We start from the raw sequence: 19,534 nt of genomic DNA, 5'->3' as shown, positions 1-19,534 counted from the left end.
AGGTCAATTTTTATTCGAATTACACGCCTTTAGTTAAGACAAAAAGAAGCAAGGCGAGTGGCTCGCTGCCTAGTGAACTAGGTAAGAGTCACTCAATACAGCGAAAAATCACGTTTAATCGAACCCGAAGGGCGCTTTTCGTTTACGGTTTAAAGGGGGATGTTTTTTTAGTCACCTAAGTAGGTGATATGGTTATATTGCTGTTATTTAAACCGATTAGTGCGGTAACAATCTTTATCACTATATTTGTTGCAATTGATTTATGATATTTAACAAACCATTATTCGGGCCTGGTTTCCATAACGCGACCATGGGATGTAGTAACCCTTGGTGCCCTAACTCCGTATCCCAGATTTTTATTTTAGGCAATAATGTTGGTTGTAAATGAGTTGGTAAAAATGCCCAGCCGAGACCTGAGGCAAGCATAGACTGTAATAAAGAAATCTCATTAATTATTTGGATATGATCGGAAATTTGTAGGCGCTTAGAGATAGATTCAGGTAAATCCCTAAAAGGAATTATTTGGCATTTTGATGCGAGCGTTATTAGCGGGAGTGGGGTCACAGAAGGGAAAAAATCGTCATTGGCATAAACGGCAAATTCAATTGAGCCAATAGCTCGCCATTTAAATTTTTCACTGATTGAACGATTTATTGCTTGATAGATAGCAATATCTGCTATGCCATTTTCTAGTGCATTTTCTGCATCTATTCGTTCCATCATCAGTAAATTAAGTTGGATATTTTGTTGATGTAATTCTACAACTAAATTAGCCAAAAATTGGCGTGGAGTGAATGGGTCATAACATAAAGTATAGCTTTGGTTGACTTGTTGAGGTATTTGCTCTGCTAAAATACCAAATGCCTCAGCTTCTTGTAAAAATAAGCGAGCTTGACGATATAGTTTTTTTCCTGCCGGGCTCAATTGTAAAGGGCGAGTTTGACGATCAAATAGTAAATAACCGAGATCTAATTCAAGGTACTCAACCAATTCGCGAATAGTAGTACGATCTTTTTTAAGTCGTTTTGCTGCGAGTGTAAAATTCCCAGCCTCACAAACGCAAGTAAAAGCTTCAATTTGCATCAGTGAAAATCGTAATTTTCCCATAATATCATTCCATCCTTAGATTTTTTAATTTTTGTGAGGGAAATTCCCCCGTACATGAACTCTATGCTATTTCCCTGCCGTTTTATCATCGCTTTATTAGAAAGCCCATACATAAGGAAAAAAAGATGAAAAAACATACAAAAAAAATTGTTTCGCTATTAATTGGAGCAACATTGAGTGCTAGTTTAGTTACAGGGGCACAAGCTTGTTCTCGTGTTTTTATGAATATGTATCCTGACTATATGGTGAGTGCACGTAATTTAGACTTTTTTAGCCCAGTTGATCCGTCTCTGATTATCACACCACGTGGTATTGCCCACAATGGTGGAGATTCAACAAACTCTGCTCAATGGAAAACACAATATGGTAGCGTTGTTATTTATGCCGATAACCTTTTCCCAATGGATGGCATGAATGAAAAAGGATTAGCAGCACATACGCTCTTCTATACTAACGGCAGCCAGCAGCAAAAAGATAATCAAGATAAACCTGTCATTGAGAGCCGTGCTTGGGTCAGTTATATTTTGGATAATTTTGCTACTGTCGATCAAGCTGTTGAGGCTATTCGCAATGATGTCCGTTTGTCTGCTGTTTTAGTTCCTATTGACTATGCTACTGATACTAAACATATCGCGATTGAGGATATAACAGGGGATTCCGCTATTATCGAAATAGACGATGGTAAAGTAAATATTTATCATAACAAAAATTATCGAGTGATGACTAATCCACCATCTTATGATAAACAATTGAAAAATTTGGCTAAATATGAACATGCTAAACGTAGTGAAATTCCTGGAGGGTTAGATGCAGATCAGCGTTTAGTCCGCGCTAGTTATGATTTAAAAAACCTACCACAGCCAGACAATAAAAATCAGGCGCAAGGGTTTATTTTGTCTGTGATGAATAACGTGGCTTACCCGATGGGTTCACCTACAGAGGCAGGAGAACAAAAAGTTATTGATATGTATGAAAAATATGGGAAAAGACCTGAGCAAAACAAAGGCGTTGGAACTTATTGGACTACAATTTCAGATCTTAGCCATAGCGAATATCATTTTAAATCTACATTTGCGGCATCACAAGTTTGGGTACCACTAAAACAAATTAACTTTGCGGAAGGGCAGCCTGTGAAACAGATTATGCATTTAAATGATTACGCACAAAATGGATGGGAAGGGAATATACTTTCTCAGGCTAAGTAATCATAATGAATTAATTTTATTTATTTGGGTGTCAGTTATTTTACTGATGCCTTGATTAATAATTAGTTTAATTTATTTGTCATATTAGGCATATTTAATTTTTAGAGTAACTTTAGTTATCTAATACTTCTAAATGATATTAATCTATTTTTTTGAAAACAGATTAAATTAGTGAGTCAGTGATAGGTAATAAAACTCATTTAATGATTATATTACTCTCGATTGATTCAGTCTTATATATTTTGAGACTAAAACAATAATTATTATAATTTCTATACATCATTGAATAACATGTGAAAAAATACAAATAAGAATAATTTATTATTCCTTGCTAATCATATATTTCTCTATTAAGGAGTTAGGGTTATCAATGAGAGGTATTCTAATTAATCCTATCTTGTTAGTGGAATACTGTTGAATTTATTCATCGCTATGTGGTTCTGCGTGTGAATACTTATATTTTTAGTATTTGTGTAAGAAAGTTTTTCATAGCACATAATGTAGCTAATCAGAATAAGAATATATGATATTCTTATTAAGAAAATAATATAATCATAAAACTAATATATCCAATATATAAATTTATTTTAATTAGCAATGTGAAAGAGAGATATATGCAATTAGATATCAATGGAAAACTGATTGAATTAACTAACGTTTCCCCATCAACACCACTTCTTTATGTATTACGTAATGATTTAAAATTAAATGGTCCTAAATATGGTTGTGGTTTGGGGGAGTGTGGCGCGTGTAGCGTATTAATCGATGGAAAAGTTGTTCGTTCTTGTTCAACACCTTTATCAGCCGTAGAAAATAGAAGAATTACGACATTAGAAGGTATTAGTGATGGCGATAAGCTTCATCCTGTACAACAAGGATTTATCGATGAGCAGGCAGCACAATGTGGTTATTGCACTAACGGTATGATAATGACACTTGTGGCTTTATTTAAACGTAATCCTAATGCAAGTGAAGAAGAGATAAAAAAAGAACTCGCTTTTAATTTATGTCGTTGTGGAACTCATGTGGAGATTTTACAAGCAGCTCAAAAAGCCAAAATAATTATCGCACAAGGCGGTGAAGTATGAGTATGCTAGATATCACTCGGCGTCGGTTACTCCAAATGGGTGGGGCTGTTGTTGTTAGTAATATGTTGCCATCTATCTCATTTGCAGCAGAAAAAACGACAGATAAAAATGCGGTGATTCCGCTTAATTATGTAGATAGTTTTATTGCGCTAGCTGCTGATGGTAGTGTCACTGCATTTAATGGGCATGTTGATCTAGGGACAGGGATCCGGACCTCTCTTGCACAAATTGTTGCGGATGAAATTGGAGTTTCTTTTGAATCGGTGACGATGATACTTGGGGATACTCAAAGTACACCAGATCAGGGCCCAACTATTGCAAGTGCAACTATTCAAGTCACATCAATACCTTTGCGCCGTGCAGCGGCTCAAGTACGCATTCAGTTAACGGTTCTTGCAGCGAAAGCATTGAATGTTCCGATTGAGGAAGTCATTGCAGAGCATGGATATGTTTTTGTTATTGCACAACCTGAACGCCGTTTGAGTTATGCGCAATTAGCTAAAGGGCAAAATCTTCATTTTGAGTTAGACGAAAGCGTTAGATTAAAACCTACGTCCGATGCTATTTATGTTGGAAAACCGATCCCCCGTGTAGATATACGCGCAAAAGTGACAGGCGAATTAACTTGGGTACATGATATGCGTGTGCCCAATATGCTGCATGGAAGAGTTATTCGCCCACCATATGCAGGAGCGGATAGCAGCGCACCACTTGGTAATAGCTTGATTTCTATTGATGAAAGTTCAATTTCTCACTTACAAGGTATTGTAAAAATTGTCCATATTAATGATTTTGTTGGTGTAGTTGCTGAGCGTGAAGAACAAGCGGTAGAAGCAATGCGTCAGCTAAAAATCAAATGGAAGGAGTGGCAAGGGTTGCCCGATTTAACCCTTGATAAGTTGCATTATACCCTCGATGCATTACCAAGCCAAGATAGAGTATTGAGAGACGATGAAGGGGTTGATGCGGCATTAGCAAATCTTCATCAGACACTGAATGCTGATTATGTTTGGCCATATCATTTGCACGCCTCAATTGGTCCATCTTGTGCTATCGCTGATGTACGTACCGATAAAGTGGATGTTTGGTCAGGTACACAAAATCCTCATGATTTACGTAAAGATTTGGCATTGCAACTTGATAGAGATTTGTATGAAATACACGTCCATCGTATGGAGGCATCTGGTTGCTATGGACGTAATGGGGCTGATGATGTTAGTGCAGATGCAGTTCTACTTTCTCAAGCCACTGGGCGCCCTGTACGAGTTCAATTGATGCGAGAACAAGAAGCTGGTTGGGAGCCTAAAGGGACAGGCCAGTTAATTAAAATTCGCGGTGGAATTGATAAAAATAAAGAGGTGGGTGCTTACGAAATAAGCACCCGCTATCCGTCGAATAATGCTACTACCTTGTCGCTTATTTTGACTGGGAAAAAAGAGAACAAGCCGGATATTCAACAAATGGGGGATCGTACGGCTATCCCTCAATATTTATATCCACATCTACGTGCTATTTCTAAAGATACTGCACCTGTTGTTAGAGCTTCTTGGATGCGAGGTGTTTCCGCACTTCCTAATGTATTTGCTCATGAATCTTGGATTGATGAAGTTGCTTATCTTGCTCAGCAAGATCCTATCGATTATCGCTTGAAATATTTAGATGATCCTCGTGCTATCGCTTTAATTAATGCGGTGAAAAAGCAAGCGAATTGGATTGGTGGCCCTATGCATAGTAATCCTGCGCCTACGAGCCAAGAAATTGTTAGTGGCAGAGGATTTGCTTGGGCGCGTTACTTTCATAGTAAATTTCCTGGTTTTGGAGCTGCATGGGCTGCTTGGGTATGTGATCTAACCGTTAATCGTCGTACAGGGCAAATACTGATCAAAAAAGTTTATGTCGCTCATGATTGTGGACAGATGATTAACCCTGATGGAGTTAAGCACCAAGTTCATGGCAACATTATTCAGTCATGTAGCCGTGTATTAAAAGAGTTTGCAACCTTTGACAAATCGGGAACAACCTCACTTGAATGGGGTGGATATCCTATTTTACGCTTCGATGAATTGCCCGAAATCGACATTCAACTAATGGAATATCCTGATGAACCGCCTATGGGAGCAGGTGAATCAGCATCTGTACCAAGTGCGGCGGCAGTTGCTAATGCACTATTTGATGCATTAGGCGTTCGAATGAGGGAAGTGCCATTTACACCTGAACGTGTTTTACATGCAGTGAATATGGCTGCGAAAAGTCAAGGAGCGAACAATGAGTAAAGCAAAAAAAATCTTTGGTTATAGCGCTCTTGCTGTTGTGATTGTGGCTGTTGGTGGATTAGCTTTGAGTTGGCAATCTGCAATTGAGCCATTAAAGGCAGACTCAATGCCAACTTTTTCTGCGGAACAAATTGCACGCGGTGAAAAGTTAGCTGCATTAGGGGATTGTGCAGTATGTCATACACGACCGGGTGGTGAGACAAACACAGGTGGTTTAGCGATGGAAATACCGTTTGGTACCATTTATACCACCAATATAACCCCTGATATTGAAACTGGGATTGGTACTTGGTCATATGAGGCATTTGAGCGAGCCATGCGTCATGGTGTCTCTCGCGAAGGGAATTATTTATATCCTGCATTTCCTTATACTGCATTTACTCACACTACAGATAATGATTTGCATGATCTTTATGCATGGCTAATGAGTCAAAAACCGATTCACTATCAACCAGCAAAAACATCTTTAACCTTTCCTTTTAATATTCGCCAAGGAATATGGGCATGGAATCAGTTGTATTTAACGGCTGGACCAATAGCGCCTGATTCGATGCAAAGTGATGAGTGGAACCGAGGAGCTTATCTTGCGGAGGGACTAGGGCATTGTAGTGCTTGCCATTCCCCACGTGATATTTTATTTGGCGAAAAAGGGGGCGAGCATCATTTGATGGGAGGGGTAGCCGAGGAATGGACTGCTCCTGCATTGAAAGGTAATCAATCTGTGCCGGTTGCATGGAGTCATCAAGATATGGCTGAATTTTTACGCACTGGTTTCTCTGCTAATCATGGGGTTGCTGCGGGTCCGATGGCGCCTGTAATCCGTGAGGGGACATCCCAATTGACAGAAGAAGATAGGGAAGCTATTGCGACTTATCTAACCTCTTCGGTTGATAATCAACAGATAACATCAAAAGCACAGGAAATAGTACAGCAAACGGAAGATAAAATTGAGCCACTATCTAATGAAGGATCAAGATTATATTCAGGGGCTTGTATGGCATGTCACGCACAAACAAAAGGTGCGAAAATGTCAGGTGTGCGACCCGCTTTAGCCTTAAACACTAACTTATATGCAGAAGCACCAGATAATACAATTCGCGTTGTTTTAGATGGAATAGAGTTTGAAGCGACAGAAGGCTTAGGTAGCATGCCTGCTTTTCGTCATAATTTAAGTGACCAGCAAATTGCGACATTATTAAATTACCTAAGAACAACATTTACCGATAAAGCACCATGGCCTAACTTAGAGCAAAAGGTAGCTCAATTACGTGCTGAAACTGAAGTTAAATAGCAGTATCAAACTCTAATATAAATAGCGGCTGTGTATATGAGGCCGTTATTTATTTAATTGGTCGCTATAAACTCGTAAAATGTCACAATACCTTATCGAATTTGCTATTCTGATTTAGTTGCGCAGAACACACTTTAATTTGAGCTTTAATGAGACAAACTGAGAAGATAAGAAACACAAAGTTCACATAACATTATGAACTTTGTGCTGTTTTTTGAGAGGGTGATACTTAGTGAGACAATATGATACTAGAGTATAGGCTTACACATTAAATAGAAAGTTTAATACATCACCGTCTTGTACAACGTAATCTTTACCTTCAGCACGCATTCTGCCAGCTTCTTTCGCTCCTTGCTCACCACGGTATTTGATAAAATCATCAAATGCGATAGTTTGCGCACGGATAAAGCCTTTTTCAAAATCAGTGTGGATTTTACCAGCTGCTTGTGGCGCTGTTGCACCAACTGGAATGGTCCAAGCACGAACTTCTTTTACACCCGCAGTGAAATAAGTTTGTAGATCAAGTAACTCATAGCCTGCACGGATTACACGGTTTAAACCTGGCTCTTCAATGCCTAGATCTGCCATGAATTCTTCACGTTCTTCATCTTCCAGCTCAGCGATATCAGATTCAATAGCAGCACAAACAGGAACAACGACTGAACCTTCAGCTTCTGCAATTTTATATACGACATCTAAGAATGGGTTGTTTTCGAATCCATCTTCGTTGACGTTAGCAATATACATCGTTGGTTTCAGTGTCAAGAAGCTTAAATAACGGATTGCTGCTTTATCCTCAATACTGAGGTTTAAAGTGCGCAACATGCCAGCTTCTGATAAATGAGGCAAACATTTTTCCAACGCTTCTAATTCTGCTTTAGCGTCTTTATCGCCGCCTTTAGCACGTTTTTGTACACGGTGTATAGCACGTTCACAGGTGTCGAGGTCAGCTAATGCAAGCTCAGTATTAATAACGTCGATATCTTCAGCTGGATTAACTTGGCCTGCAACGTGGATGATATTGTCATCTTCAAAGCAGCGAACAACATGACCAATAGCTTCAGTTTCACGAATGTTAGTTAGGAATTGGTTACCTAAACCTTCACCTTTAGAAGCGCCTTTAACAAGACCGGCGATGTCAACAAACTCCATCGTGGTAGGTAAAATACGCTGTGGTTTTACAATTTCAGCCAATTGATCAAGACGTGGGTCTGGCATTGGTACAACACCAGTATTCGGCTCAATCGTACAGAAAGGGAAGTTGGCTGCTTCGATGCCGGCTTTGGTCAGCGCATTAAACAGTGTAGATTTACCTACGTTAGGCAGACCAACGATACCGCATTTAAAACCCATATGTTTCTCACCTTAAAATAGCAAGGGGCAGGCGAGCGCTGCTCCTGAATGTTAGAAAATTGGCGCTGATTATACACAAAAAGTTGATTTTGATGAAATGAACTCTTAGCGTCACTCTGTTTTAAACAGTTGCCTTAAAGCTATGCAGCCGATTTATCGCTTTATCCATGCCTTCATTGAGTAAGATATCAGTACATCTTAACGATTCATCTATAGCTTCATCTATTAGTTTTTGTTCAGATGAAGGTGGTTTACCAAGCACAAAACCGACGACTTTGTTTTTATCACCGGGATGGCCAATGCCAATACGTAAACGATAAAAGTTAGGGTTATTACTAAATTTACTCTGAATATCTTTGAGGCCATTGTGACCACCATTACTTCCGCCTAACTTCATTTTAGCCACCCCGGGAGGCAAATCTAATTCATCATGGGCAACTAATATTTCATCGGGATTAATACGATAAAAATTGGCGATAGCCAATACCGACTTACCACTTAAATTCATAAAAGTGGTTGGTACGAGAAGGCGCACATCATTACCATTGATATTAATGCGAGCGGTGTAGCCAAAAAATTTTGCTTCTTCTTTAAGCGGTTGGTTATGGCGATCAGCAAGAAGATCAACATACCATGCGCCTGCGTTATGACGAGTTTGGGCGTATTCAGCACCTGGATTGGCAAGGCCAACAATTAGTTTTATTTTGCTCACGGTTACTATTTCACTGTCAGATTAGTCAAAAATAATACTTAGTTTACCTTGTGAGGATAGGATCTACAAAATTGAAATATATAAAGTCACCGTGTCATTTAACAATCTCATTGTAAATCCCTCACTTGGTGAAGAGGAAAGAACTTACTTCCTAGAAAAATCATCAAAATTAGTGTTTTTATAAAAAAGCATCTTTTGTATAGAAATAATAGATAAAGTCTCTCCTTGTGATACCCATCGCAAATAATTTTGTTTATTGCACTATAATAATGACATCTAGATATGAATTTTCCGAAGTTTTCACATATGTTTGCTTATCAGTCTACTGATATAGGAGGTAGATATGAAACGAAAAACTATTGTATTGCTTGGTAATATTTTGATGGTCATAGGGCTAATAGGAATGATTGGTAGTATTGCAATTAACTTATCATCTCATGTGTTTAGCCTTAATTTACCTGAAATCATTACGATGGGATCTTTATTCGGTATCTTCCTTGGCGCTGTAGTTTGGCTCGTTGGAGCAAGAATAAGCAGCAGAGAAAAAGTTGCTGACCGTTACTGGCTGATAAAACATTATCGTCATTCAAATAATGACAACCATCGATATCCATAATGATTATTTTAATTGCATTAAATATGCAGAACATTATGAAAAATTGATACGCGGTCATAATTTTAAGTGGTAATGCCTAATCCAAAAGAGTGGTTTCATTGTACGTGAGACTCACTCTTTCGTTATGAGGCAAATTAAAAACTAAGTCCTATTTATTATCTCGTTTTCTTCTTTGCAGATATCAATGTTAAGTCACTGTTTGGTGATTTTTTTATTTAGATTATGTAATTTTATCGTGTGATTTCAAATATGTCGCTATATTAAGCGAAAGCGTTAATGTATTTTTTAATAATCAGGTTGAGCTCGTTTACTTGTTGGTTTCATTACACTCTCCAATTTTAAGTTGGAAAAGTGTCAACCTTATTTAGGACGGGTCATATAAAACAATAAAGCCTCTACAGTTGAATATCAACTGTAGAGGCTTTATTTAATTCATGACATTTCATTAATATACGGGGCGGCCAAAATATACCCATAATACTTTAGGTTGTATGAAATCTGTTGTAGATAAAGCATCAATAGATATCACCAGAACCAGTAGTATCTATATTTCACAACAGCAAATCTTAGGGTATAAGCGAGGTATTACTACCTCGCAAAAAATCTTAGTGCTCGAACATCGCAGAAATTGACTCTTCATTGCTAATACGGCGAATTGCTTCTGCCAGCATGCCTGAAAGTGTTAGCGTTCGAACTTTGTTCAATGCTTTAATTTCAGGTGAAAGAGGAATTGTGTCACAAACAATGACTTCATCAATGACTGAATTTTTGATGTTGTCTACAGCATTACCTGAGAAAATTGGGTGAGTAGCATAAGCAAATACACGCTTCGCACCGCGTTCTTTCAGCGCTTCAGCTGCTTTACACAGCGTGCCACCAGTATCTATCATATCGTCTACAAGAATACAGTCACGGCCTGAAACATCACCAATGATGTGCATTACTTGAGAAACGTTCGCACGTGGGCGACGTTTATCAATGATAGCCATATCAGTGTCATTTAACAGTTTCGCAATTGCTCTGGCACGTACGACGCCGCCGATGTCTGGAGATACAACGATTGGGTTTTCCAAGCCTTTCTGCAACATATCTTCCAGAAGGATAGGGCTACCGAATACGTTATCAACAGGAACATCAAAGAAGCCCTGAATCTGTTCTGCGTGTAGGTCAACAGTGAGAACACGGTCAACACCGACACTGGATAGAAAATCGGCAACAACTTTAGCGGTGATTGGTACACGGGCAGAACGTACGCGACGATCCTGTCTTGCATAACCGAAGTAAGGGATAACAGCGGTAATACGACCAGCAGATGCACGGCGCAGTGCATCGACCATAACAACCAGTTCCATCAGGTTATCATTGGTTGGTGCACAAGTTGACTGGATGATAAAAATATCACCACCGCGGACATTTTCATTAATTTGAACACTGACTTCGCCGTCGCTAAAACGACCTACAGCCGCGTCTCCAAGATTAGTGTAAAGGCGGTTAGCAACACGTTGTGCTAGTTCCGGTGTAGCGTTACCAGCAAAAAGCTTCATATCGGGCACGAGAAAAACCTCAGGCTTGCGTCCAGAGAGATATTGTTGACCAACAGTACAATTTCAAAAATCGTACTCATTGTTGGCGCAATACACGGGTTATCCCAGCGCGGAATCTGTGCAACGGGGATTCATTCAACCCTTGAGCAATGAATCCATGCACCCACGATGGGGCTTTATTTAACACCTTAAGGGCATCGGCTTGAGTTTCAAATTCAGAAAAAACACAAGCACCAGTTCCAGTCAGGCGAGACGGAGCATATTGTAACAGCCAAGAAACGAGCTGTTCAACCTCACGAAAACGTTTTCTTGCGATTGGTTCGCAATCATTTGCGTACGGAGCCAGTAACAGTGCGGCTAGTGAGCGTTTTGGAGAATTTCTATTTAATTGCGGATCTGTGAAGATCATCGGGGTTGAGATTTCAATTCCGGGATGTGCAACCAAATACCATTTCTCTTTAGGTGACGCAGGGGTCAGAATTTCACCAATACCTTCAGCAAAAGCAGCATGCCCTCTAACGAAGACAGGAATATCAGCACCGAGACTTTTACCTAGCTCTGCAAGTATATCATCAGAGACTTTCGTTCCCCAATGCTCATTTAAAGCAATCAGAATGGTTGCTGCATTGGATGAACCACCACCAATGCCACCACCCATAGGTAAAATTTTAAAAATACTGATGTCTGCGCCAAGTGATGCTTTATGACCTAGGGTTTCGTGACAATAACGTTGTAATAACCGAGCTGCTTTAATGATTAAATTTTGTTCTTGTTCGATGCCTTCCATAGGCGTAAGTAAATTAATCTGATTATCTGGTCGCGTAGTTACTGTAATTTCGTCACCATAATCTAGAAATTGAAACAGTGTTTGTAGTTCATGATAACCATCAGTTCTACGGCCAGTAATGTAGAGAAACAGATTAAGTTTTGCGGGAGAAGGCCAAGTTAACGTCATTTTTGTAAAGTCCAGCTATCCATTTTTAATTTAATTAAACGTGTACCTTGACGTAATTCTAGATTACTTGGCAGCATTGGTGTGGTGTTTTTATCATAAGAAAGATAGCTGAGCTGCCATTTTTCGCCATTTTGTTCAAAAGTAACGGATTTCAATAGATTATTTTCATCGAGTGTGAATTCAGTCGCACGTCCAGGTGATCCTGTCAGCCATTCAGTGAGGTCATCAAGTGGAATTTCCATTCCCGTTAGTTGATAAATTAACTCAGAAGGCTCATCACTCATGTGTGTTTGACCATCTTTGGTTGTTAGGCGTGCTAAATCAGGTTCAACGGTAAGTTCTAACTCTCGGCTGCCTAACGGATTAGTCAGTAATAAACGGTATTTTTCGGGGGTATATTGTTGCCAGAAAAATTTTGCATATGTTTTAGTTTCACCATTATTGTAAACAAAAGAGCCGCGAGTCTGATAATTACGCAGTGCATGCAGCTCTTCTAAATGTGCTCTCCATTGTGGGTCGGAGACTGACCCAGTACCAGACGTTGTTGTTTGTTGAGTAGTCACACAGGCAGTCAGAAATAGGCTTGCTAATGGGAGTAAGCGCCAAAAACCACGAGTGGTTGAAGAACGAAATGAAGAGCAAGTAGTGGAAAGTTGCATAACGACTCTCAAAAATCATCTAGTTGAAAATACGGGATTACGTCTCTAATAAGTGGCGACGCGAACCGAAGTGTAACGCGTTATCGTGGTTAAGGAAAATATCTAAACCTTTTTAAAGGCTAATTATCATATAGAGCATTAGAGCAAAAGCCTAGATACACAAAATATTGCGTGAAAAAAGTTAAATTATCAATCAGATTGCGGTAGGTTTGCCTATCAATACAATTATTAATTACGTTATAACCATTTGCTTAATGTGTGAAATAATTGCATTCTGTATATATCTTTTTGTAACCGGTTCTTTTTGGGAATAGTCATCTTTTATAACTATTTTTACTCAGAAATCAACAGCTAAAAAAATTTAGCTTGCCGAACCATAGACTTTAGCTATGTTGATCAGGATATCTTGGGTTGTTGTCTACATGCATATTGAGTTATTTACGGCATACACACAGTAAAAAACAATATATCCGTATGACAAAGCGGTGTAAAATAACGACACAAATAATGTTGATACTGTCTTGTTTTATCCTAGCTTATTCTATAAATATTTGGTGTTGGTCTTCTTTCATGACTTTCGCTATTCGCTGATCATGGAAAGCTAGCCTCGAATCATTTACAATAGTCGGTAAACAAATAACAGTAGTGCTATTTCCTACTGAATAATAATTAGCAATGTGAGCAATGTAGTTAAGCACAATGACTCTATTAGCCTTAGGCATTAATCATAAAACGGCGCCTGTTGCCCTACGTGAGCGGGTAACTTTCGGGCCTGAAAAAATAGACCATGCACTTGAGGACTTACTAAAGCAACCTCAAGTTAGCGGTGGCGTTGTGCTGTCCACCTGTAATAGGACTGAGCTGTATTTAAGTATTGATTCACATGAAAAAGCGCAAGAACAACTTACCCAATGGTTATGTGAGTTTCACGAGATTACACATAAAGATTTAAAACCAAGTTTGTATTGGCATGAAGGTGACCAAGCAGTGAGTCATCTTATGCGTGTTGCTAGTGGATTAGATTCTCTAGTACTTGGTGAACCTCAAATTCTTGGGCAGGTAAAAAAAGCATTTGCGCTTTCTCAAGATAACCATTCGTTATCAAGTGAGTTAGAGCGTTTATTTCAAAAATCGTTTTCTGTGGCAAAACGTGTTCGTACCGAAACAGAAATAGGTGCAAATGCGGTTTCTGTTGCATTTGCAGCTTGTACTCTTGCAAGACAAATATTCGAATCACTCAAACATTTGAATATTTTGTTGGTGGGAGCAGGAGAAACTATTGAACTTGTTGCACGGCACTTACGTGATCATGGTGTTCAACATATGATGATAGCTAACCGTACTCGCGAACGAGCTCAATTGCTAGCGAATGAAGTAAATGCCGAAGTTATTACGTTATCTGATATTGATACTCGGCTGTCTCAAGCAGATATCGTAATCAGTTCGACCGCAAGCCCACTACCGATTATAGGTAAAGGCATGGTTGAACGAGCCATGAAAGCTCGTCGTAGTAAACCGATGTTATTAATTGATATTGCAGTACCTCGCGATATCGAGCAAGACGTTGAAAAACTCAGTGATGTCTATCTCTATACAGTAGATGATCTTGAGTCTATCATTCAGCAAAACCTTGAACAGCGTAAAGCTGCTGCTGTTGAAGCTGAATTTATCGTTGAACAAGAAAGCAACCATTTCATGGATTGGTTGCGCTCACAAGCCGCAGTGTCTACAATTCGCGATTACAGAGAGCAGGCTGAGGCAGTCCGCGCGGGTATGGCAGAAAAAGCACTAGCGGCAATAAGTCAGGGTGCTGATCCTGAACAAGTTATCACACAACTTACCCAACAATTGACCAATCGCCTGATCCATGCACCGACTAAATCTTTACAGCAAGCAGCTGGAGATGGTGACTTGGAACGTCTGAATCTACTTAGGGACAGCTTAGGGCTGAACCATCAATAACCACATTTTAATCATAGGTCTGATATAACGAATGAAGCCTTCTATTGTCGCAAAACTGGAAGCATTACAGGAACGCTATGAAGAAATTCAGGCACATCTTGCTGATGCAGGTGTGATTGCTGATCAGGGGCGTTTTCGTGCCTTATCAAAAGAATATGCTCAACTGACAGATGTCGCAAAATGTTTTTCAGCATGGCAGACAGTGCAGGACGATATCGAAACCGCAGAAATGCTGTTAGATGACCCTGAAATGAAAGAAATGGCTCAAGAAGAGCTAAAAGATGCTAAAGTTCGAAATGAAGAGCTTGAACAGCATTTACAATTATTATTATTGCCAAAAGATCCCGATGATGAATATAACTGTTTCCTCGAAATTCGAGCTGGAGCAGGTGGTGATGAAGCCGCTATTTTCGCCGGTGATTTATTCCGTATGTATAGCCGTTTTGCAGAAGCAAACCGTTGGCGGGTTGAATTGATGAGCACCAGTGATGGTGAGCACGGTGGTTTTAAAGAAGTTATTGCAAAAATTTCAGGTGATAGCGTTTATGGTCGTTTGAAATTTGAATCAGGCGGTCACCGTGTTCAACGTGTTCCTGAAACAGAATCTCAGGGACGCATTCATACCTCAGCATGCACAGTCGCTATCTTACCTGAACTGCCAGAAGCAGAATTACCTGAAATCAGCCCTGCGGATTTACGCATTGATACTTTTCGTTCTTCTGGTGCTGGTGGTCAGCACGTCAACACCACTGATTCTGCTATTCGTATTACCCATATCCCAACGGGTATTGTGGTTGAGTGTCAGGATGAACGTTCTCAGCATAAAAACAAAGCGAAGGCGATGTCAGTATTAGGCTCACGTATTCGTCAAGCTGAAATGGCTAAGCGTCAAGCAGCTGAAGCCACTGAACGTCGTAACTTGTTAGGTTCAGGTGATCGTTCAGACCGTATCCGTACTTATAACTTCCCTCAAGGCCGTGTGACAGATCACCGCATTAATTTAACGCTTTATCGTTTAGACGAAGTGATGGAAGGCAAAATAGATACGTTAATTCAGCCAATTATTAATGAATATCAAGCTGATCAACTTTCTGCTTTATCTGAGCAGGACTAATGCAGTACGGCGAATGGGTTAACTTAGCTATTGCTAGGCTGTCAACGAGCGACAGTGCAAAACGAGATGCTGAAATTCTGCTTCAACATATTACAGGGCAGAGCCGTACTTTTATTTTTGCTTTTGCAGAGACAAAGCTTAAGGTACCAGAAATCTCAGCACTAGAGTTGTTATTGCAACGCCGTGAGCAAGGTGAACCCATTGCCTATTTAATTGGTGAACGCGAATTTTGGTCTTTACCTTTATTCGTTTCACCGGCCACATTAATTCCTCGTCCTGATACGGAATGTCTCGTTGAGCAGGCATTAGCTCGTCTTCCTAAGAAAGCTTGTCAAATTCTTGATCTTGGTACAGGGACTGGAGCAATTGCATTAGCTCTCGCTTCTGAATGTCCCGAAAGTGCAATTATTGGTGTTGATTTTAATCCTGACGCAGTGTCTTTAGCAAAACGGAATCAGCAGCGTCTAGCCATTAAAAACGTGCAGTTTCTACAAAGTGATTGGTTCACCTCACTTTCTACCAAACAATTTGATATGATTGTGAGTAATCCACCTTATATTGATGAAAATGACTATCATCTTCAACAAGGTGATGTAAGATTCGAACCGTTAACTGCATTAGTAGCAGATAATCAAGGGTTGTCTGATTTAGCACATATTGTGTCTGGGGCGAAAACACATCTGAAAGGTCAAGGCTGGTTGCTTGTTGAGCATGGCTGGCAGCAAGGCGCTGCCGTTCGTGAATTATTTAAGCAATGTGGATATAGTAATGTTGAAACCTGCCAAGATTATGGTGGTCGAGATAGAATTTCGCTAGGGCAATGGGATGATTCGGTGGAATAAAGCAGTGGAAGAGTAATGAAAACCATAGCAAATATTGAATTTAACAAAATACCTTTGAGTGAAGGTATTATGATGGTCTCACAGAATATCCGTGTAGACTTTCCACTTATGCATGTTCAAGCTCAATTAGATAGCTTGGTCAATGCTGCTAAAGCGGTCATTGATACACATGTAGATAATGAAAGCAGAATTAACCAATTATTGACGTTATTTTATCGCCAATGGCAATTCAGTGGGGCAGATGGTATTTATTCATTATCTGATATGCTTTGGTTAGATAAGGTATTGCTCTCTAAGCGCGGAACTCCAGCTTCACTCGGTTCTATTCTTCTCTATATTGCTGAACAGCTAGAGATTGATATTGAACCCGCAGTATTTCCCACACAGCTGTTGCTGTCTGGGCAAAGAGAAGACGGTTCTCAATGGTTTATTAATCCCGCGAACGGGGAAACTCTATCGTGGCACACATTGAATCTCTGGCTAAAAGGGACCGTTGATCCTTATTCTGAATTGGATGATAGCCAACTTGATGTTGCTGAAAATCGCGTGATCATTCGTAAGTTATTCGACACACTAAAAGCTTCCTTGATGGAAGAGAAAAAGATGGAATTAGCATTACGAGTTTGTGAGACGTTATTGACACTTGATCCTGATAATCCATATGAAATTCGCGATCGTGGCTTAATCCTCGCGCATTTAGACTGCAATCATGTAGCATTAAGTGATTTAAATTATTTTATTGAACAATGCCCAGAAGATCCTATTTCTGAGATGATTAAAATTCAGATATATTCATTAGATAATCATCCAGTAGTATTACATTAATTTATGCATAGACAGCAAGCTGTCTCGATATAAAAGGTAAGAGCATGCAACAGAAAATGGTCAGCATTGGTGATATTAAAGTCGCAAACAATCTACCCTTTGTTCTTTTTGGTGGGATGAACGTTCTTGAATCCCGCGACATGGCAATGAAAGTTTGTGAACACTATGTCACTGTGACTCAAAAATTAGGCATTCCTTATGTATTTAAGGCGTCTTTTGATAAAGCCAACCGATCATCAATTCATTCATATCGTGGCCCAGGCCTTGATGAAGGGATGAAAATCTTTCAAGAACTGAAAGAAACCTTTGGCGTTAAAATCATTACTGATGTCCATGAAGCGTCCCAAGCTCAACCAGTATCAGAGGTCGTTGATGTTATTCAATTACCAGCGTTTTTAGCTCGCCAAACTGACCTTGTTGCGGCAATGGCAAAAACCGATGCAGTCATTAATATTAAAAAACCACAATTTATTAGCCCTGGTCAAGTTGGCAATATTGTTGATAAATTTATTGAAGGCGGTAACGACAAAATCATTTTGTGTGATCGAGGAGCTAACTTCGGTTATGACAACCTAGTTGTTGATATGCTTGGATTTAATGTCATGATGCAGGCATCGAATGGTTGTCCAGTCATTTTTGACGTAACGCATTCATTGCAATGTCGTGACCCATTTGGAGCCGCTTCTGGTGGTCGTCGTGCTCAAGTTGCTGAGCTGGCAAGAGCAGGTATGGCTGTAGGTTTAGCTGGACTATTCCTTGAATCTCATCCAGATCCTGATAATGCTCGTTGTGATGGCCCTTCAGCGTTACCTCTTGCGAAATTAGAGCCTTTCTTACAACAGGTTCAAGCAATTGATGCATTAGTGAAGAGCTTTCCTGAGTTAGATACTAGCTGTTAATTGCTATTTACTATGCAACTTAATGAAGTTGTTACTATGTTCGGCGCTGACCTTCAGCGCCGTTATGGCGAAAAAATCCATAAAATAACCCTTCATGGCGGTTTTAGCTGCCCTAATCGTGATGGCATCCTTGGCCGAGGTGGTTGTACATTTTGTAATGTAGCTTCTTTTTCTGAAGAGGCCCAATCGGCATACTCTATTAGTGAACAGATTAGCTCACAAATCACCAAGATCACCCGCGCAAATCGCTATCTTGCCTATTTTCAGGCTTACACCAGTACTTACGCCGAAGTTTGTATCTTAAAAAAACTATATGAAGAAGCTCTAGGGCAAGCCGATATTGTAGGGCTATGTGTGGGAACTCGCCCCGACTGTGTGCCAGATGAAGTTTTATCTCTACTCAGTGGCTATCGTGATCGAGGTTATGAAATCTGGTTGGAGTTAGGATTACAGAGTGCACATGATAAAACGCTGCATCGAATCAATCGTGGACATAATTTCTCATCTTATCGAGAAACAGCAACTAAGGCACGGCAGCTTGGTTTAAAGGTTTGTACACACTTGATTAGTGGCTTGCCCGGTGAGGATACCGCGATGAATATGGAAACACTGCACAAAGTGTTGGAGTGTGGTACTGATGGTATTAAATTGCATCCATTACATATTGTTGATGGTAGCATCATGGCAAAAAGTTGGCGGGCAGGTAGGTTAGAATCTATTACACTGGAAGAATATACCAATACTGCTGGCGAAATGATCCGTCATACACCAACAGAGATTATTTATCATCGAATTTGTGCTAGTGCTAGAAAACCAACATTATTGGCACCGCAATGGTGCGAGAATCGTTGGTTAGGAATGAATAGCCTGTATCAATATTTGAGTACCCATGGTGGGCAAGGTTCGGCTCTTTAGTTTTTATTTTGGCGGCATTTCCATAATTCATCTATCAAATTAAATGACGCTAAAATGCGTAACTAACCTGAACTCGGGATAAGAAAAACAAAAAAAAGAAGGGAACTAAAAGCGGGTTCTGTGATCAGATCTTTCGACTAAGAAATAACTTTTCACTGAGGAACCCACTATGCG

General features: G+C 39.8%; 17 protein-coding genes. 11 read left to right on the top strand and 6 right to left on the bottom strand.

Annotated features, from left to right (window positions below):
- Positions 1-240: 240 nt before the first annotated feature.
- Positions 241-1,107 carry a LysR family transcriptional regulator gene (locus tag OOA_RS06735; RefSeq protein WP_008911392.1) on the bottom strand — a complete coding sequence of 289 codons (867 nt, stop codon included), beginning with the start codon at positions 1,105-1,107 and terminating at the stop codon, positions 241-243.
- A 125-nt stretch (positions 1,108-1,232) separates the two neighbouring features.
- On the opposite strand from OOA_RS06735, the gene OOA_RS06730 reads away from it, so the two are divergent.
- The 4 genes from OOA_RS06730 (at position 1,233) to OOA_RS06715 (ending at position 6,964) form a co-directional block, all read left to right on the top strand.
- Positions 1,233-2,312, top strand: a complete 1,080-nt coding sequence (locus OOA_RS06730; RefSeq protein WP_008911391.1) for a linear amide C-N hydrolase — start codon at positions 1,233-1,235, stop codon at positions 2,310-2,312.
- A gap of 614 nt (positions 2,313-2,926) precedes the next feature.
- Positions 2,927-3,400 (top strand): (2Fe-2S)-binding protein, encoded by a 474-nt coding sequence (locus tag OOA_RS06725; RefSeq protein WP_008911390.1) that lies wholly within the window; start codon positions 2,927-2,929, stop codon positions 3,398-3,400.
- Entirely contained in the window at positions 3,397-5,673 is a 2,277-nt protein-coding gene (locus tag OOA_RS06720) for a xanthine dehydrogenase family protein molybdopterin-binding subunit (RefSeq protein ID WP_008911389.1), read from the top strand. The genes OOA_RS06725 and OOA_RS06720 overlap by 4 nt, the downstream gene beginning before the upstream one ends.
- Positions 5,666-6,964 (top strand): c-type cytochrome, encoded by a 1,299-nt coding sequence (locus OOA_RS06715; protein WP_008911388.1) that lies wholly within the window; start codon positions 5,666-5,668, stop codon positions 6,962-6,964. The genes OOA_RS06720 and OOA_RS06715 overlap by 8 nt, the downstream gene beginning before the upstream one ends.
- A 261-nt stretch (positions 6,965-7,225) precedes the next feature.
- Here the strand turns inward: OOA_RS06715 and ychF are convergent, their stop codons facing one another.
- The gene (gene ychF / locus OOA_RS06710; protein ID WP_008911387.1) at positions 7,226-8,317 is read right to left on the bottom strand and encodes a redox-regulated ATPase YchF; all 1,092 of its coding nucleotides are present in this window, start codon (positions 8,315-8,317) and stop codon (positions 7,226-7,228) included.
- Between the two features lie 121 nt (positions 8,318-8,438).
- The gene (gene pth, locus OOA_RS06705) at positions 8,439-9,029 is read right to left on the bottom strand and encodes an aminoacyl-tRNA hydrolase (RefSeq protein ID WP_008911386.1); all 591 of its coding nucleotides are present in this window, start codon (positions 9,027-9,029) and stop codon (positions 8,439-8,441) included.
- A 343-nt stretch (positions 9,030-9,372) separates the two neighbouring features.
- On the opposite strand from pth, the gene OOA_RS06700 reads away from it, so the two are divergent.
- Positions 9,373-9,645: a stress-induced YchH family protein gene (locus OOA_RS06700; protein ID WP_008911385.1), complete on the top strand. Its 273-nt coding sequence runs from the start codon at positions 9,373-9,375 to the stop codon at positions 9,643-9,645.
- A gap of 605 nt (positions 9,646-10,250) precedes the next feature.
- Here OOA_RS06700 and prs read toward each other — a convergent pair.
- The 3 genes from prs to lolB form a co-directional block, all read right to left on the bottom strand.
- Positions 10,251-11,198 (bottom strand): ribose-phosphate diphosphokinase, encoded by a 948-nt coding sequence (gene prs, locus OOA_RS06695; protein WP_008911384.1) that lies wholly within the window; start codon positions 11,196-11,198, stop codon positions 10,251-10,253.
- 67 nt (positions 11,199-11,265) lie between these two features.
- Complete coding sequence (gene ispE, locus OOA_RS06690; protein WP_008911383.1) at positions 11,266-12,144, bottom strand: 4-(cytidine 5'-diphospho)-2-C-methyl-D-erythritol kinase; 879 nt, start codon at positions 12,142-12,144, stop codon at positions 11,266-11,268.
- A complete protein-coding gene (gene lolB, locus OOA_RS06685; RefSeq protein ID WP_008911382.1) occupies positions 12,141-12,803 on the bottom strand; it encodes a lipoprotein insertase outer membrane protein LolB in 663 nt (220 codons plus the stop codon). The genes ispE and lolB overlap by 4 nt, the downstream gene beginning before the upstream one ends.
- A 699-nt stretch (positions 12,804-13,502) precedes the next feature.
- Between lolB and hemA the strand changes: the two genes are divergently transcribed.
- The 6 genes from hemA to mnmL are packed head-to-tail and all read left to right on the top strand — an operon-like array spanning position 13,503 to position 19,360.
- Positions 13,503-14,765, top strand: coding sequence for a glutamyl-tRNA reductase (hemA, locus tag OOA_RS06680; RefSeq protein ID WP_008911381.1), 1,263 nt, complete (start codon positions 13,503-13,505; stop codon positions 14,763-14,765).
- Between the two features lie 31 nt (positions 14,766-14,796).
- Positions 14,797-15,879 (top strand): peptide chain release factor 1, encoded by a 1,083-nt coding sequence (gene prfA / locus OOA_RS06675; protein ID WP_008911380.1) that lies wholly within the window; start codon positions 14,797-14,799, stop codon positions 15,877-15,879.
- Positions 15,879-16,721 (top strand): peptide chain release factor N(5)-glutamine methyltransferase, encoded by an 843-nt coding sequence (gene prmC, locus OOA_RS06670; RefSeq protein WP_008911379.1) that lies wholly within the window; start codon positions 15,879-15,881, stop codon positions 16,719-16,721. Before prfA ends, prmC begins: the two co-directional genes overlap by 1 nt.
- Before the next feature lie 15 nt (positions 16,722-16,736).
- Positions 16,737-17,546: an invasion regulator SirB1 gene (gene sirB1 / locus OOA_RS06665; protein WP_008911378.1), complete on the top strand. Its 810-nt coding sequence runs from the start codon at positions 16,737-16,739 to the stop codon at positions 17,544-17,546.
- A 44-nt stretch (positions 17,547-17,590) separates the two neighbouring features.
- Complete coding sequence (gene kdsA / locus OOA_RS06660; RefSeq protein WP_008911377.1) at positions 17,591-18,445, top strand: 3-deoxy-8-phosphooctulonate synthase; 855 nt, start codon at positions 17,591-17,593, stop codon at positions 18,443-18,445.
- A gap of 12 nt (positions 18,446-18,457) precedes the next feature.
- Positions 18,458-19,360 carry a tRNA modification radical SAM protein MnmL/YtqA gene (gene mnmL, locus OOA_RS06655; RefSeq protein WP_008911376.1) on the top strand — a complete coding sequence of 301 codons (903 nt, stop codon included), beginning with the start codon at positions 18,458-18,460 and terminating at the stop codon, positions 19,358-19,360.
- Positions 19,361-19,534 lie beyond the last annotated feature (174 nt).

Origin of the sequence: Providencia burhodogranariea DSM 19968 (genome assembly GCF_000314855.2) — a bacterium.
Taxonomy (GTDB): domain Bacteria; phylum Pseudomonadota; class Gammaproteobacteria; order Enterobacterales; family Enterobacteriaceae; genus Providencia; species Providencia burhodogranariea.
Note: the sequence above shows the minus strand (reverse complement) of the source record. Positions and strands in the feature narration are given on the sequence as shown.